At 58.9% G+C, this 15380-nt stretch carries 14 protein-coding genes and 2 pseudogenes; 9 read left to right on the plus strand and 7 right to left on the minus strand.

Going from position 1 to position 15380, the window contains the following annotated elements; genetic code table 11:
- Positions 1–48: 48 nt before the first annotated feature.
- On the minus strand, positions 49–291 hold the full coding sequence (locus VAR608DRAFT_RS38530; protein ID WP_231973503.1) for a hypothetical protein: 243 nt from the start codon (positions 289–291) through the stop codon (positions 49–51).
- Between VAR608DRAFT_RS38530 and VAR608DRAFT_RS37025 the strand changes: the two genes are divergently transcribed.
- Positions 281–676 carry a hypothetical protein gene (locus tag VAR608DRAFT_RS37025; RefSeq protein ID WP_157730939.1) on the plus strand — a complete coding sequence of 132 codons (396 nt, stop codon included), beginning with the start codon at positions 281–283 and terminating at the stop codon, positions 674–676. The genes VAR608DRAFT_RS38530 and VAR608DRAFT_RS37025 overlap by 11 nt on opposite strands.
- A gap of 739 nt (positions 677–1415) precedes the next feature.
- A complete protein-coding gene (locus VAR608DRAFT_RS14050; RefSeq protein ID WP_157730941.1) occupies positions 1416–1640 on the plus strand; it encodes a hypothetical protein in 225 nt (74 codons plus the stop codon).
- Between the two features lie 42 nt (positions 1641–1682).
- On the opposite strand, the gene VAR608DRAFT_RS14055 is transcribed toward VAR608DRAFT_RS14050, so the two are convergent.
- The gene (locus tag VAR608DRAFT_RS14055) at positions 1683–1925 is read right to left on the minus strand and encodes a hypothetical protein (protein WP_088954611.1); all 243 of its coding nucleotides are present in this window, start codon (positions 1923–1925) and stop codon (positions 1683–1685) included.
- A 667-nt stretch (positions 1926–2592) separates the two neighbouring features.
- Between VAR608DRAFT_RS14055 and VAR608DRAFT_RS14060 the strand changes: the two genes are divergently transcribed.
- A complete protein-coding gene (locus tag VAR608DRAFT_RS14060; protein WP_088954612.1) occupies positions 2593–3066 on the plus strand; it encodes a nuclear transport factor 2 family protein in 474 nt (157 codons plus the stop codon).
- A 15-nt stretch (positions 3067–3081) separates the two neighbouring features.
- Entirely contained in the window at positions 3082–3642 is a 561-nt protein-coding gene (locus VAR608DRAFT_RS14065) for a TetR/AcrR family transcriptional regulator (protein WP_231973505.1), read from the plus strand.
- A gap of 270 nt (positions 3643–3912) precedes the next feature.
- Here VAR608DRAFT_RS14065 and VAR608DRAFT_RS14070 read toward each other — a convergent pair.
- The 3 genes and pseudogenes from VAR608DRAFT_RS14070 to VAR608DRAFT_RS14080 all read right to left on the minus strand — a co-directional run.
- Positions 3913–4440: pseudogene (locus VAR608DRAFT_RS14070) on the minus strand (IS110 family transposase); the annotation flags it as partial.
- Entirely contained in the window at positions 4407–4715 is a 309-nt protein-coding gene (locus VAR608DRAFT_RS14075) for a hypothetical protein (RefSeq protein ID WP_157730943.1), read from the minus strand. The gene VAR608DRAFT_RS14075 and the pseudogene VAR608DRAFT_RS14070, both read right to left, overlap by 34 nt.
- A 700-nt stretch (positions 4716–5415) precedes the next feature.
- Positions 5416–6057, minus strand: a complete 642-nt coding sequence (locus VAR608DRAFT_RS14080; protein WP_088954615.1) for a hypothetical protein — start codon at positions 6055–6057, stop codon at positions 5416–5418.
- 705 nt (positions 6058–6762) lie between these two features.
- Between VAR608DRAFT_RS14080 and VAR608DRAFT_RS14085 the strand changes: the two genes are divergently transcribed.
- The 5 genes and pseudogenes from VAR608DRAFT_RS14085 to VAR608DRAFT_RS37970 all read left to right on the plus strand — a co-directional run bounded on the left by VAR608DRAFT_RS14085 (position 6763) and on the right by VAR608DRAFT_RS37970 (position 13117).
- On the plus strand, positions 6763–7653 hold the full coding sequence (locus VAR608DRAFT_RS14085; RefSeq protein ID WP_157730945.1) for a TnsA endonuclease N-terminal domain-containing protein: 891 nt from the start codon (positions 6763–6765) through the stop codon (positions 7651–7653).
- Positions 7653–9935, plus strand: coding sequence for a hypothetical protein (locus VAR608DRAFT_RS37030; protein WP_157730947.1), 2283 nt, complete (start codon positions 7653–7655; stop codon positions 9933–9935). The genes VAR608DRAFT_RS14085 and VAR608DRAFT_RS37030 overlap by 1 nt, the downstream gene beginning before the upstream one ends.
- Positions 9923–11329: an AAA family ATPase gene (locus tag VAR608DRAFT_RS14090; RefSeq protein WP_088954617.1), complete on the plus strand. Its 1407-nt coding sequence runs from the start codon at positions 9923–9925 to the stop codon at positions 11327–11329. The genes VAR608DRAFT_RS37030 and VAR608DRAFT_RS14090 overlap by 13 nt, the downstream gene beginning before the upstream one ends.
- 210 nt (positions 11330–11539) lie before the next feature.
- Positions 11540–11794 (plus strand): annotated as a pseudogene (locus tag VAR608DRAFT_RS38535) (TniQ family protein); the annotation flags it as partial.
- 624 nt (positions 11795–12418) lie between these two features.
- Positions 12419–13117 carry a hypothetical protein gene (locus tag VAR608DRAFT_RS37970; RefSeq protein ID WP_231973506.1) on the plus strand — a complete coding sequence of 233 codons (699 nt, stop codon included), beginning with the start codon at positions 12419–12421 and terminating at the stop codon, positions 13115–13117.
- A gap of 257 nt (positions 13118–13374) precedes the next feature.
- Here VAR608DRAFT_RS37970 and VAR608DRAFT_RS14100 read toward each other — a convergent pair whose 3' ends face one another.
- Both VAR608DRAFT_RS14100 and VAR608DRAFT_RS14105 read right to left on the minus strand, forming a co-directional pair.
- Complete coding sequence (locus VAR608DRAFT_RS14100) at positions 13375–14061, minus strand: ImmA/IrrE family metallo-endopeptidase (protein ID WP_088954619.1); 687 nt, start codon at positions 14059–14061, stop codon at positions 13375–13377.
- A 232-nt stretch (positions 14062–14293) separates the two neighbouring features.
- Positions 14294–15376 (minus strand): NAD(P)/FAD-dependent oxidoreductase, encoded by a 1083-nt coding sequence (locus VAR608DRAFT_RS14105; protein ID WP_157730951.1) that lies wholly within the window; start codon positions 15374–15376, stop codon positions 14294–14296.
- Between the last annotated feature and the right edge of the window lie 4 nt (positions 15377–15380).

Here is a 15380-nt window from a genome sequence, read left to right on the forward strand (position 1 = left end):
AGATCATCTCAGCGCGCGCTCTGGATAACGAGGCGGCGGCAGAACTAGTCAACGGCTTTCAGTCGGGACGAAGCGTTCGACAGCTACAACAATACAAGCCTCGCGGTCCGTGCTGCGTTTCTGGAACGCATCGCGGATGGCCTCGACGCCCACGCCACGGCATTGGCCCAGCGTGCAGCACTGGAAACCGGCCTGCCGGCCGCGCAACTCGAAGCGGAAGCCGCCAAGGCCGCCACCCAGTTCCGGCAGCGCGGCGGTTGCGTGCCTCTTCACCCCGCTGGTGGCGGTCATCGTCTCGGGGCTCCCGCCCTCGAAGATCGCGTCGGCCACGGGCCTCAGCAACTTCGTGCGCATCACGGCCGGCGCTTTCGGCACCTCGATCACGACCACGCTCTGGGACAACCGCGCGACCCTGCACCATGCGCACCTGACCGAGTTCTTCACCTACGCGAGCCCCGATGCCGCGGATGGTTTCGCCGCGCTCGGGAAACTGGGGCTCGATGCACAGCAGGCCGCCGCCCAGCTCAACCGCTTCATCGACCAGCAGGCCTTCACGCGGGCCGCGGACGACATCTTCCTGGGCTCGGCTCTTCTGTTCGCGCTGCTGATCGGGGTGGTCTGGATGACCCGGCCGTCGCGGTCGTCGGCGCCGATGGATGCCGGTGGCGCGCATTAAAGCCTAACGAGGCTAGTGCAAAGTCTTCTCTGGGGCCACCCGCTCCCACACGGCACGCGCACGATCACGAAAACCTGGTTAGGCGGCGGCTCACCGCGTCACAGCAAAGCGTGCACGACGCGGGAAAAGGGAAGGCAAAGCTCGTGCGCGACAGCTTCACGATGCCCGAGTCGGATTTCGGTCTGATTGCAGTACTCAAGGACCGCGCGCTAGACTTCAAGCGCCCCGCCAAGAAGAGCGAGCTTCTGCGCGCAGTACTGCATGCGCTTCAACAGCTCACCGACGCCCCTCACACGACGCCTATCCCGCGCGCAGGTCTGACCCCAAGGGTGCGGGACGTTGGCTTGAATGCAAGAGGCTTGAGTAGCCCTCCCAGCTGTGCCTGCTCGCGTGTAGAGAGCAGTCGCGGCCAAGCGCAAAGTGCCGGCGCTCGGCATCCCGGGCTTCGACCGTCTCGAGCTCGCGCCTTACCTGCCTCACTGAATCGTCGTCTTCCCCGTAACGGGCCTTCAGGTCCTGCAAGAGAGTCGTCAATTCGCAGTGGTATCGGCACATGTTCTTGCTCCTGGTGGACGGACGAGAGGGCGGCGCCGGCAGGCGTGCAACATACTCGATGCACTGCTCGGAGACCAGACCGCTCTGTGACAAAAGTGTGTCAGTTCGCGTCCGAGGATGCCGCTTGGCGTCGTGAACATGGTAGCGCGAGAATTGCTGCATTGCAGCAAACCCGGATTGCGCGATGAAACGAAAGGCACCCACCGAACGCATCCCCGTGACAGACCAAGTCGGAAAGCGTCATGTCATCTTGCGATACGTGGAGGTGGAGACGAGTCCTCCCCCGGGGGAGCAGCAGACGGAAGTCATCGAGTACCGTCTCGAGGTCGGCCGCAGCGTCATGCGGACCAGCATCGACACTTTTCAGACGGCCGATGGCTTGCTCGTGCTGAAGGTACTGGAGCCGTGAGCATCGTCCTCGCGCTCACTTCGCAGTGGCGCAAACGCCGATTCAGACCTCAGCGCTCATGGAGCGGTTCAGGCGCTGGAGCTCCTGGGCCAAGCGCAGCGCCTCAAGGCGCGCTGCCTTGTCACCGCGGTGCATTAAAAAGAACTGCTTGGCGTACGCGTCGGTCAGCTGGGTCCAGCGTTCGAACAACGGGCTGAGGCAGTTTGCGAACTGATTCAAGGTCTCTATGGCTGGCATCCAGGCCGCTTCAGCTCTCGCGCGAGCAAAGTTGATCCAGATGCTCACATGCGCTCATGAAACTGTCATGAAATCGGCGCAGCATTCCACGAAGGGTCAGGTCCGAAGGTCTACCGGAGCAACCCGCCATGTCCGACGACACGCGCGCAACCCTCATATAACTGTCGCCGCGCCTTGCTGCTAGCCCTCGCCGTGGCTCTGGTGCTCTCTTACTTGTTGCCCAACTGATAGGTCGCGTCTGGCCGCGAAGCGGTCCCCCGCTCATTGCTGAGCGGCCATCGCAGGCGATCGAGGATCGTACCTAGATCACGCCGCCGGCCATCTGGTGGGTGACAGCGACCAGGTCCGCGATCTGCATTTCCGACTCGGCTCCTCCGGACGTCGCCGCGCGATCGGCGCCGCCTCCCCCTCCTCCTCCAGATCCCCCGCCGCCGCTCCGCCATCACCGGTGGCGAGTTCAAACTCGAATGAGAAAACTTCCAACTCGAGTGAGAAGAACCGACAGCTCGAGTGAGAACCGACAGCAAATTCCAACTCGAATGAATGTCGATGTGCATTCGGGCTGGAATCTGACGCCATGGCGGATCAACGGTGAGGGCTCGATCTCATCAGGCGACTTCAAACTGGCGGGTGGCATCACCCTTCCTGCTCCCCAACTTGCAGCGGCTGGTGCGAAATGGTAAGCTATAGGTCGACCACTAACCAAGGAATGAACATGACAGTCAAGAAGGACGACGCCGCCCGCCGCGCTGCTGCCCGGCACACCCTGGCCGAGCACCTGCGCCTCACCGCCGCAGGACGCGTCGACGAATGGGTGAAGCTGTTCGCCGCGGGCGCGGTGCTCGAGTTCCCGTACGCGCCGGTCGGCGTGCCCAAACGGGTCACGGGGCGAGACGCACTGTTCGCGCATATGAGCAACTTTCCCAAGACCTTTGACGTGGAATTCGTCGACCTGGTGTTTCACGACACGGTCGACCCGAGTCTGGTCATCGCCGAATTCCGCTCGACGGGCACTGCGCTGCCAACCGGCAAGCCGTACGAGCAGACGTGCATCTCCGTCGTCAGGACCAATGACGACGCGCTCATCACCCACTATCTGGACTACTGGAACCCGCTGGTCGCGATAGAGGCGCTCACACCCCGCGATGTGCCGTCCGACCCAGGCCTCAACGTGCCTTTTGGGAGCTGAGGAGCGCCATGTTTCTTGCTGATCCCCATGCCCGCCCCCGGCACTAGCACGAAGAGCGACGAGCGACGTCGGACCATCATGGCCGCCGCGGTCGATTGCTTCGCGCAAAAGGGCTTCTACGGTACAACGACGCACGAAATCGCAGCTTGGGTCGGCATCTCTCAGCCGTATCTCTATCGCCTGTACCCGAATAAGGAAGCGCTGTTCGCGGCGGCGGTCGACCACGTGTCCGTCGTCATGACCGAAACGCTGTTCGCTCACTCGTTGGCATCGGGTGAGGCCGGGCTGGCGCCGGAGGCGGCGTTTGATGCGGCGCGCGGTGCCTACGCCGCGCTCGTCACGGACCGGAACATCCTGCGTTTCCTCATGCACGCGAACTGTGCCGCCGGCGAGCCGCTAGTGGGGCAGGCCGTGCGCCGGTGCTACGCCAAGCAGGTCGACACCGTTCGGCAGTTGCTAGGCGATGACGATGCCGTGCGGCGCTGGTTCGGCGCCGGAATGCTCGACAACGTGGTCGCCGTGCTGGGTCTGGTCGACATCGATGAGCCATGGGCGCGCGTTCTCGCCGCTCGATGACCCGACACGGCAGGATTCTCCGCCCCCCAAGCTTTCAGTTGATGATGACATGAAGGGTTCGATTGCACCCGTACATTCGGACTTTGGCTGCGGCTTCTCGCCGCTGTCCCTGATGGGGTCTGCTGGTCGGCTCCTCTATCGGTTCTCCGCACTCCAAGTGCTTCGGCCATTCTGGGCTTCGCCAACCATGGTCCAACCTGTCCTGCCATTACTGCGTGATTGCCTGAGCAATCGGTGGTTCGGTCTCCTCGCCTTCCTTGTTGATGCGTATCAGTGCTTTGCAGCGAGCTGTGGCGGCACGTAGCTGGGACGGAACTCGCGCCCGTGAGCCAGCAGCGCCCAAACGGGTCGCACGTTCTTGTTGGCCAGCGCGACCGCGGCCACGTTCGGATGTCGTCGGTTCAGCAGGCTCGCTAGCCACACGTTGGTGTTCACGGCCTCGTTCTGCGCTGCGACGATAGCCGAGCGAGCACCGTGAATCAGAAGCGTGCGCAGGTATACGTCGCCACGCTTGCTGATGCCCAGGAGCGTGGGCTTGCCTCCGCTCGAGTGCTGCCTCGGCACCATCCCGAGCCAGGCCGAGAGCTGTCGGCCGTTGTCGAAGCTGTTCGCATCGGCGATGGAGGCGACAAGAGCGCTGGCACCCAGAGGGCCGATGCCCGGAATCTTTTCTAGCTTCAAGCTCAGCTCGCTACTGCGATGCCAAGCCTTGATTTGTTCTTCGAACTCGCGAACCAGCTTGTCCAGCTCCTTGAGGTGCTCGGTCAGGCGAGCGATGAGTCGGCGGAACGACCCCGGCGCAGGCTGACCGTGGCCCGCGTGTATCCCACGGCGACGAGACGGATGAGCAGCACGAACACCGTGGCCGTGTCGAGCGTCTCGAGACGGCTGCCGTCCAGGATGCAGGGCTGCTGCGGCGACAGCGGCAGCGACTCGATCTCGTCGGTCACGGCATGCAGGTACGGCAGCCGCCAGGCACCTTGCAGGTACAGCACGGTCGCTCCATCCTCGCGCGTGCCGTCGATCCAGCGGCCTGCCGCCACCACACTCGAGTGCCTGCTTCGATTGTCCATGGTGCAGTGTCTCGCCATGCCGGCAGGGGCCGCATCCGTCTTTCGGGGGGCAAGGGCTATATCTTTGTATCGACTATGCGCGGCTCGAACGCGTGATCGCTGACATCACGGGCGGTCGCCGTTAGCCGGTTGGCCGTGTGCCGCGACCACGGCGAAGCTCGTTGCCACTTGCAAATGAAGCTTCCATGCGGCCGGTGGCGCCGAGGGCCGACAGCGTCAGTGCCTCGACGACACCGGCCACGGCAGTGGGTGTCTCCAGGACCTCGGCCAGCTCGCTCGGCATCTCGAACGAGTGCAGGAGGCCGCCTACTGCGCATGCAAGTTGGGATCGTCGCTGATCCTGCCGTGCCGAAGCATGGCCGGCAGCAGTGCAGGGATCATGACCTTCAGGCGTTGTGAGCAGACGAGCGCTCCCAGCGCATCCCGCAGGCCATATCGAACGCAGGGGCGACGTCCCTTCGGCGGCGAGGCGGCTTGGACAGCAGACGGATGTAGTGCTTGCGTTTTCTCGCCAGACAACCTGGGCTTCCTCGGTCGACCCCAGCATCGACAGCACTCCGCGCAGGTTCAATTTCGCATGGCCGGCCTGGTCCGGCAGCGAGCCGCAGGTATGCGAACTGCGCCCTGGAGATGTAGCAGTAGACGGGATCAGTCCCTTCGAAATCGGGACTATCACGTCGCGTTACCCTCGCGAATGCGATCATCGCGACCGGACCAAAGCACCTTCGCGCAAGATCGCGCGGTGAAGCGACCAAGGCACGAACAACAAGTCTTCGCGGAACATGGAGGTATCGAACAACCAACACCTAAAACGGCCCGTGATTTCATGATAGAGCTCTTCGCAAAATGGCCCCAGGATAGGGTTCACGGCAAGGGCGTCCTCGAGAATTCGCAAGCCATCGAACGCGGAGTGTCGCAATTGCGCCGAGGCGATCGCGTCTGAACGCGCAAGCACGATGACCAAGGCTTCGTAAGCACTAAAGTCCCCAAGGCGCGCGATGAGACGAGCGTCCTCGTCACAAAATCCCAGAAGCCCTTCTCCCGCAAAGGTGCGGGTCTCCCGACTGTTGGACATGATGCTGAGAACCCGGGCATCACATTTCAGCAGGAGGTCGTTACTTTCCTGCTGGTTTGGCGTCCAGCCTGCCAGGATCAGCCAAATTGGACTGCGAAAGTAGCGTGCCGTGCCGCTAAACGCACACTCCGCCAAGTCGACGGCACTTGGCCTCCCCCCAGTGGCAGTGGGGATCCTGATGCCATCACGATAGTGCGCCCACTTGTTGGTTCGACGAATGCCGTCGCCGGTTTCGCGCCCGGGCTTGGGCTCAATCAATTGCTCCAAGGAATGAGCCGAGCGAGCACCACTGCTTTGCAGAACGACGCTGAACCACAGCCGCGTGCGAAGCGAGTCAAGGGGATCTCTCGTTGGGCGCCCCACAGTCGCTCGTCGAGGCTCGAGCCACCCATTGGCACGGAGATCCGCTTGTCGTGACATGGAACAAGGGTACAGAAACTCCGCCTTTCAGTGCAGGTGTTCAAGCTTGCGACGCTCATACAAACTGGCCGGAATTTACCGCCCAATGCCCTTTGCAGCCATTGCGGAGCCCTCGATGGAACGATCAGAACAACTGTCGGCGTTACTAATTGATGCGAATAAGGCCGCGTCGCGCAGGGCGGCGCGTGACGTACGACGGGTCTGCTCGTTTATGCCCGAGAGCGGGCACACCCATTTGTGCTTGTTGTCGAGCTCGCCTGGCAGGCATCCAGCTCGCCGATTTGAGGTCTCTGCCCGAGTCCGTAGCGATAGGCGCGCTCCGTGTTTCCCGCGCAAGGGAGCGCGACGGACACACGCTTGGACCAGCGCCAACCAGGTGCCGGAAGCCGATACAAGTGTCGTCCAATGACAAAGTGCCCGGAAATCGCCCGGCTTGAGGGCCCACTACGTACCGTTCTATTGGCGCGTGAATTGCACGAGCAAAACGGTGCGTGGTCAGGGTTCAGGCCGTCCGCGGCACCCGCCGGGTTGGTTCAGCCTTACAGAACTGTAATGACGAAAAAGCGGCTCTTTGCGTTGATCGACGGCGGCGTTGGCTGTGGGATTGGAGAATCGTATTGCTCTTGGATCCGCGTGCGACGTCGCCTCAGCTCGCCGATCAGCACGATCTTCGTAAGTCACACGCCGCTCTATCGCTACCGCTCTCTCCACCTCCTTTCAACTGGGGAAGAGAGGGCAAGTCGAATCGCAACGTGGCTCGGCGCTACAGAAATTCGAGAACAGATGCCCATGTGGCCAGGCGAGCACGAGCACCCCCTGACAGGTTGGGACATCGACCGGGATGCATTTCTACCCCCTCTACGCGGGATGCTCGAGATCGCCCACGACTTGGGGATAAAGCATGGCGTGTATCCGGGCACGGACATTCCCTTTGTTGCGACCACCGATCTGATGATTCGCCACGGTACGCCCCCAAAGGACCGCTTAGCACTCTGGCAATGTAAGCCGGCAACGCAACGCCAATCCCCACGCAGCCGGCGAGTGGTCCAGCGGTTGGCGCTCGAAGAAAGATACGCGATAGAGGCTGGCGCCTTTTCGAAGATTATGTACAGCGACTCTCTCCCTGAGCGCTTTCACGAAAATCTGCTTTGGCTCGAACCACTACGTTCCGAAATTGAAGCCTTTGGCAGGTCAAATCAGCTGATTGACTTTGCCCATGAATTTATGCGTCTCGCCAACAGCGATTCGATCGAGGTGTGCAGGATCAAGGCGGCAAAGAAGACCGGCTTGGATCTGGAGTACAGCCACACATTCTTCCGCATGGCCGCTTGGGGCGGTCTCATTGACATCGACTTGACCCAGCCGATCTACATGAACAAGATGCTCAACCGTTCCTCGGAAGCATTTCGCGACCGCTTGCGGCGAGAACTACTGGACGCCTGATGGCCATCGATTCAGATGTTCTAGGCTCTGTTTTGCGCTCGCATACAACAGGCTTACCCGTTCACGAAGGGCGAGTCGTTTGTGTCTTGCCAGACGGATCCGCGCTCTGGTGGATTCCGTTTCCAAAGCAAGGAGAAAAAAATAAACGCCTTGCCCACCACATCAAATCCCCACGGCGAATCGATGAAGCCGAACTTGAACGACTTATAAAATCTGGCGAATTCTCGTTGATTGGAGCGGGCTTCCCCGCTGAGTGGGAGCTCTCGGACGAAGACCTGGAACATGGCGTCACAATTGATCACTTGATTAGAAAATCGCGCGCGCACCCCGCAAAATGGTTGAAACGCAGAAACCAGCACGATGCACTGATTGCAGGAATCGTCAATGAATACGATGCATTTGCCCTCCTAGAAGCCGGCCTAGCCTCAGAACTCGCTGCGCAACAGGCGGGTATTAAAAACGTATCGCCACCAAAGATCGTCCAACTGTTGCGGCGATATATGCTAGGACTTGGTCATCGAAATTCTCTTTTGCCCTACTTTGGATGTTGTGGCGGGCTTGGGCAATCCAAGCAGTTTAAGACGAAGCCTGGTCGACCCAACATAGAAGCCAAGGCCCTGTCAGGCGCTGCGCGCAAACGGAAGCTCGGTCTCAATCTCACTGAGCGCGACAAGGAAAATCTCCGAGCGGGGTACCAGAAATACAAATCTTCCGACGCCACCTTGGAATATGCATATCACAAAACGATGAGTGAATATTATGCAGCCAAGCTCGAATACACTGCCTCCTCGAAAGATCCTGAAGTAGTTTATCTACCGCCAGAAAGACGCCCGACTCTCGCACAATTTGAACTGCACGGCCCCGCCTCAAAAAGGGATCGCCCACAGCAGATTAATCTGGGCGTCGCTCACTACGAGGGACATCAGCAGCCGATCAGGCATTCCGGCTACGAGAGGGCCAACATATTCGGCCTGCGCGCATATCTTGACAGCACCAGTGAAGACCAGACGCCGGTTAGCGAAGCATCCAGACTCATCGTGCTTCCGACGAGCTGGAGGACGCTTGTTGTAGAAGACTCTACCGACTACATCTTGGGTGTCGCGTCAGGACATCAGCACTCAAGCCAATACACTGGAATGCGGGCCCTTCTCAATTGTGCCGAAGGACACGTTGAATACGCCGCACAATTTAGCGTCCAAATAGAAAAAGACGACTGGATCAACTGGATGCCGAAACAGGTGACGGGAGACAACGGCGACATAAAAGCCCATAACAGCATCAAGACTCTTTCCAAAAGTGAGCTCTCGATCGCCTTTACAAAGCTATTCAGCCCAAACAGCAAAGCCAAAGTCGAAGCCGGGCATAAGACGTTGCATAGTCTGGTTGACTCACGAAATATCGGGGCAACACATGGCCGACGGCGAAAGCGGGGAGATCCGTTTCGTGAAGATGTCGCCTGTCGAACGCATTCCGAAAACATGCCTCATCTGATTGAAGGGATCTTGTATCACAACAATGTAGAACAAGTTCCTCAGTATTTGACGCTCGAGATGCGAAACGACGGCGTCAAGCCAACGCGAAAAGAAATCGTTCTGTGGAAAATAAGAAAAGGATACATCGCGAGCGAACCAATAAACCTTGACTTGCTCCGGGCCCAGTGTCTACCTCGAATAGCGGCTGTCGTGCACGGAGACGGGGTTCACTTGCGCGATCCGCGAGGCACCCGTGGGGAGCTGATCCCGGGCTTGGTTTATTCGGCTGAATGGCTTTATCAGACCGACATTTTAACACGTGCGCGAAAGAAGGCTATTGAATATGAGGCGTTCGTCGATCCATCGAATCTGAGCCAAATATTCATTCAGCTCAATGGCATGAAGTCGTTAGATCTAAAGGCGCGAGATGCTGAGTTAAACAAGGTAACGCTTGTGGACTGGCTAACGATCGCCTCGAGCGACAAGCTCGCAGCATTCATCGCCACGCGTGTTGTCCAAAACGCGGAAGGATCACGTATTGCCAAGAATGATCGAGCCAATCAGCACACAATGCGAGAAAAGCAGGCTGAATTGAATGCCCTAGCGAAACGCCCGAGCCGAGCAGCCAGACGAAGCGGAAAAAGGTCTGGCCTTGCCAAAGAGTTGAATTCGGCAAAGAAAAGGGACCTCGGCTTACCTGGAAATGCCACGATCGCACCAATGGATTACGAGTCGGCGTTACCGGCCAAGAGCACTACTTCTAGCCAGACCGCGCGTATGGAGGCGATCCGCAAATCATGGCACAGGTAGATAGCAACAGCGATTCCTTTGCGTGGGCCGATGGTAATCCGCTGCTCCCCGGCGTAACTCCGCTGATGGGAGCCATCGATTGGGCAAACGCTCTTTTTTTTGATCCCTGCCGCAAGTGGCCAACGAAGGTGGCCGCGGAGAGACGGCTCCTCGCCATCGAGCAGATTAGCAACGTCTACGTACCGCGTTTTGACGACGTGGAGGCAGCCATAAGACTCCATCTGATGCTCATCAACAGTCTTGTTCAAAGAGACCCCAGGCTGCAATCGAACAAGGAATGGGCGTTCCATGCCTTTGCTGCGCTCGATAAGACCATTGACGACATTCCCGACCCCCCGTACGAACAAATGAGGGCTCAAGGGGCGATTCTCCAAGGGCCGAGTCAGAGTGGCAAAACGGCCTTTCGACAACGCTTCACGGCGCAGTTTGTGCAGCGCATCGATCGGGGACGAAATGAAGAGTGCGGTTGGGCAGAGCTTAAACAGCTGGTTTGGCTATGTGCGGAAATGCCAGCCGATGGCAGTAGGTCGACTTTGTGCGAATCTATCGCTCGCGAGATGGACAAGGTTCTGTGTACCAACTATGCCACCCAACTGGCAAAGCTAAAAAGCGTCGACACTAAGTTGGTGCATATAGTTCACTGGTTAGGCCTCCATCGATGTAGCATGCTGTTTATAGAAGAATCACAAGATGGGGACCTGAACACCCCCGTGATCGGCAAGATATTTCGCAAATTTTTTCTGCGCCTTCTGAATTCTGGAACGCCCGTAGTTCTCATGGGAAATCCGCTTGCGTTTGACGATCTTATGGCAGACAGCCAAGATCTAAATCGTTTCACCGAGGGCGGAGATTGGAAGTTCTTTCCTGAAATTTCGTGGCTCACTGATCGCTGGACGAAAGACATAATTCCGCATCTGTGGGGATTCACGGTCTTCGGTCCAAATTCTGATTCCCACATCGAAGATCTGCCCAAGGTAATCTGGTGTCTGACGGGTGGCCTGCCGGCGTACGTGCGCCGATTGCGCAGGGAAACACTCTTGTGCACCCTGCTAGCAGGAAAAGAGCGCGTCGATTCGGAAGCTTTGATTGAAGCTGTGCACAGTAGTCCCATGGTTGGAGTGAGGCCAATCATCTCGGCTTATGTGCGGCGAGATATTGAGGCGCTATCGAAATTCAAAGACCAACCTGTCGCGGCCTTCGCAGAGCGCTGGGCGGCCCTATCCGCTGAGGAGCGAGTGGAATTTTTCCCCGATGTCCAAGACTTTTCACTTTCTTCTATATATCCGAACGCGATAGCAGGCTCAGGAGCAGATCAGGCGCGAAAAAGATCGGCATCAGCTTCTAAGTTAGGGCGAAAAGTTGTCGACATCAACCGAAAGATTGCCCCACTTTAGCGAGATGGATCCAGCATGACTCCTCTGGTACCCCTAGATGCGACAGTTCGATCGATATTGACTGCGTATGGCGCATGTGGGTGCTTCCGTGCAAAGGACATTAGCAAGGATTTCGAAGGCGGCCAGGCCAGATTGGAGAACCCTTTTGCGTTGCGAGCAAACCGAATTTCCGAGGATCTGCTCGGTGGAAGCATCGCAGCCGCAACCCTGATGGCTTCGCACTCACAAGCGGGCTTATGGGGGGCATTTTTTACCGAGGAGGAAGAATTGCTTTGGCTTGCCTCCTTGGCGGCAGGCGATGCTCGCGGTCGCCACTCCATCATGACACTTGCCTTCGATGGGACGTCCTCGCCCTCCATGTGCCGGGTCTGCCCAGACTGCGTCGCAGACGATTTGGCGCGGTATGGGTTTGGGCACTGGCATCTTTTTCATCAGCTGGGGTTCATCCAAAGGTGTCCTCTTCACGGTCGGCAGCTCAGGTTTAGATGCGAAGCCTGCAGAAGTAGCCGGAGCTTTATACCAGCGCATACAAAATGTAAGAGGTGCGAAGACAGCGTTGAATACGAACTCCCTCGAACACGCTTTCAATTTTCAGAGGGCTACCAGAAGACGTGCGAATTGCTTCAAAATGTTTATCGGGGGACGGCGCCGATACTTAGGCCTTATCAGCGGCATCGCCTCTGTCATGCAGCCTTCAGTGAATCTCACGATCTCTCTTCGCCTGGAAGTTTGCTCGCCGAATTCGTCACGTGGTTTGGGGTTGATTCTTTCGAGGCAGTCCAACGAACGCTTCATTGCTTTGCTTCACGCGAAAGAGTCAAAACGGCGCTTATCGGCTTGCCGAGCAGGGTGCCCGTAGTGCTTCAAGCGGCGCTGTGTGCGTTCGCTCTGGAACGAGCACCGGCTAGTTGGCTAAAGAGCGCCTCACAGAAATTCCGCGGAAGCTCGATTCCTCTGCCTTCGGATGACGAGCAACACGCGGTCGAGATAAGTGTGGAGCAAGGATTTTCGCCGGACATCGTGTCGATGCTAATGCGGGGCCATTCGAGACAGGAGGTCGCTCGCAGGGCGTGTGTTGGCGAAAATGTCTTGGCGCTTCTTGAAAACAAATTTTCCAGGGAGGTGCAATCCAAAATTTGGGAATTAAGAACCAACGCCGGCTCGAGGGGTGTTGGCTGGTTGACTCGCGGGAGAGCCGAGGATCTGGAGAAGCGGAGGGCACAAAGCGGGATACGGACGGAAATCCTGGCAGAACGCATGCAGCAGCGCATTATCGCCGCGAGGGAAATGGCTTTAAATATGACATCAGCAGGCCTTTGTCGGTCCCAGATCTCCAATGCTCGACCAGGCTTGTACCAATTTCTTTTGAGAAATGATCGAAAGTGGTTTGAAGCGCACGTCCCTCGAATCATTAGAGTACTTAAACCGCGAGAAGCGACACGCGTCCGATATAGATCAATTCTCGTAAAGATGCGCAACAAAGACCCGGGCTTCAAAATGCGTGACCTTCCGTCTGGGGTTTCGGACTGGCTTAGAAAAAACGACCGAGACTGGTTGAAGACTCAGTGCCCTTCGGGGAAATATAAAGACTTATCTGAAAGGATAGCGCAGTTGCGTGAAATCGCAATGATTTCGTTAGACAAAGGAGAGCTCTCGCCAACCGGAATTCCGATTTCTTTCGTGAAGACCTGGTGGAGCTGGATGATGTCTTATGATCGCCAGTGGATTGAGAATGTCTATAACAAATTGCGACGCCAAGCCAATCTCCGTCCGAAGCTGACTAGCTGAAGGATCCTGAAACTCACTGCTTTCACGAAATAGCTCGGACCGTAGAAGGGCACCGTCAGGCGACAAGATTTCACCTGCTCAGCCCTTTCGCGACAACATTGCAGTACCTGAGTTCGTCGTCTTGCGACCCCGCTTTTGATCTCTACAAGGCAGCTGCGCGTGAGCCTCTGAGGCTACTCGGACACCGAGGAAATGGCGTCCTCCACCCTATCCCCAAGCCTCGTCCCGCGAATCCGGGGCTTCGGTTCGAAGTACGTCTACTCGCGATGGCGCCAGGCCCGTTTGGCGGACATTCGCTCTTCGAGCAGCACTTCGTCTGTGAAGTGCAGCAGGGTGTAGACACCTTCGGCAAACCTGATTGAATGTTCCTGAACATCGTATCGATCCTCCGGGACCGACTCGAACCAGAGTTCCGCAGGCATCTTGCCCTGCTTCTTTGTACCGGCACCAGCTTCCAGCAAGTCACTCGCGTAGCTGTCGCTGTTGACCTCCCGCTTTAGCCATAAATGCTCAGGAACGCGACTGGAGCGAGCGGACCACCATCTGCCATTGTCGGCGCCGTTGAAGATCAGAACGACTGGTTCTCCGGACAACTCCGCGAAGCGGATGGCAGCCGCCGGAAAGCTGGCCTGGAACGCTGCGCCCAGGTCACTCACGAGTGCCAACGACACCTCGCTCTTACCGGCCTTGATGGCTTCCTTGAACATGCCGGTGGGCATCATGAGCGATGAAGCGTAGTCGTCGGCTTCACGCTCCTTGCTTTTTTCGGCCTTATCCAGCGCCCGTTCCTCGACTCGGCAGGAGAAACTCTGGCCGCGGTGCTGCTCCCAATGCCCGATTTCGTGCGCGATCGAGAAACGCCGGCTCTCGGGCGATATGCCGGTCGTCACAGTGACGATCCCCCTATCCCCGAGACCTACGAGGCTGGCCTCGCAACCAGTCATCGCTCGATCACGTACTTGCAGGCCAGCTTCGAAGGCGATCAGTTCGGCTCGTCGCGCGACGAACTCCTTCCGCCTCAATCAAAACATCAGGCCGACGTTCCAATTCGCGGACGGTTGAGGCTGTTGTCGCTGGCGACGCTGGGGGCCAAGCTCCACGCCCAAGTGGACTTATCAGGGCATGCCGGTCATGGCGGGGACAGATGGCCTCCCTTCGATGCGACGCGTGACTCGATCAACCCCGTTCATTGTTCTGGCGCCGGCGCCAGAACACGGATTCGGGCCAACGCTTCTCATGGGCGTAGTAGGCGTTGCGCAGGGCCATCGCTAGGTCAAAATCGGCGAGGATCTTGGTGTCGTAAACCTGAAGTGCCGAGTGATCTCCGGCCAGGTTCGCGCTGATGGCATCTGCCGCAAGCCGCCCGCTCGAGAGCGCCTTGAAGATGCCCTGACCCGACAGTGGATCGTAAGAGGCGGCCGCGTCACCGACGGCTAGCCAGCCAATGCCGTACGCCGGCTGCAGGCAGGCGCTGTCAGCCGGCACCGGACGCGGCGGCCGGTCGAGCAGGTGAGCCTCTACGAGGTGAGCCAGATGCTCCGTGTGACTCAGTGCGGACTCGAACTGGCACACGCTCCGCGGGTGCAGATCGGGGTCGGTCATATAGCTGACCGCGATCTGTGCGTCCGGCAAGGGTGCGCCGTACCACCATCCATGTTCGGTGGCTTCCAGCAGCATCACCCCTGCCTCGGTGCGCTCGCGGGTGCGGGGTCGATAACGCGCGACGACGCCAATCAAGCGGTCGCGCGCCACACGCGTCGCACCCTGGCGCCGCGCGAATGAAGCGGCGCGGCCGCTGGCATCGACGACGAAGCGTGCACGCAGGACTTCACCTGCGATGCGCAGCGCCCAGAGGCCGTCTGCGTCGCGTTCGGCCGAATGCACTTGCGCCGGCCGACGCAACCCGACGCCCGCAGTTTGCGCCTGCTTGAGCAGCATCGCATCGAAGCGCGCGCGGTCGAGATGCCAGCCGTTGCCGTAGGGGTCGTAGATGAAGTCGCGCTCAAGAGGCTCGCTGTGGCCCCAGACGGATTGGATCGCGACAGAGGGCAGCGGCATCGACGCGATGAAGGCCTCCCACACGCCCAGGGCTGCGAGTGGACGGCACGCGGCGGGCGGCAGGGTTTCACCAACGCGGGCTGGCGAATCGGCGGCACGCTCGAGCAGCAGGCAGCTGTGCCCATGCTGACGCAATGCCAGCGCCGTGGCACAGCCGGCCGGGCCGGCGCCAATGATCGCGACGTCGTCGGCGGTGGCCAATGGC

Source organism: Variovorax sp. HW608, assembly GCF_900090195.1.
GTDB lineage: Bacteria > Pseudomonadota > Gammaproteobacteria > Burkholderiales > Burkholderiaceae_C > Variovorax.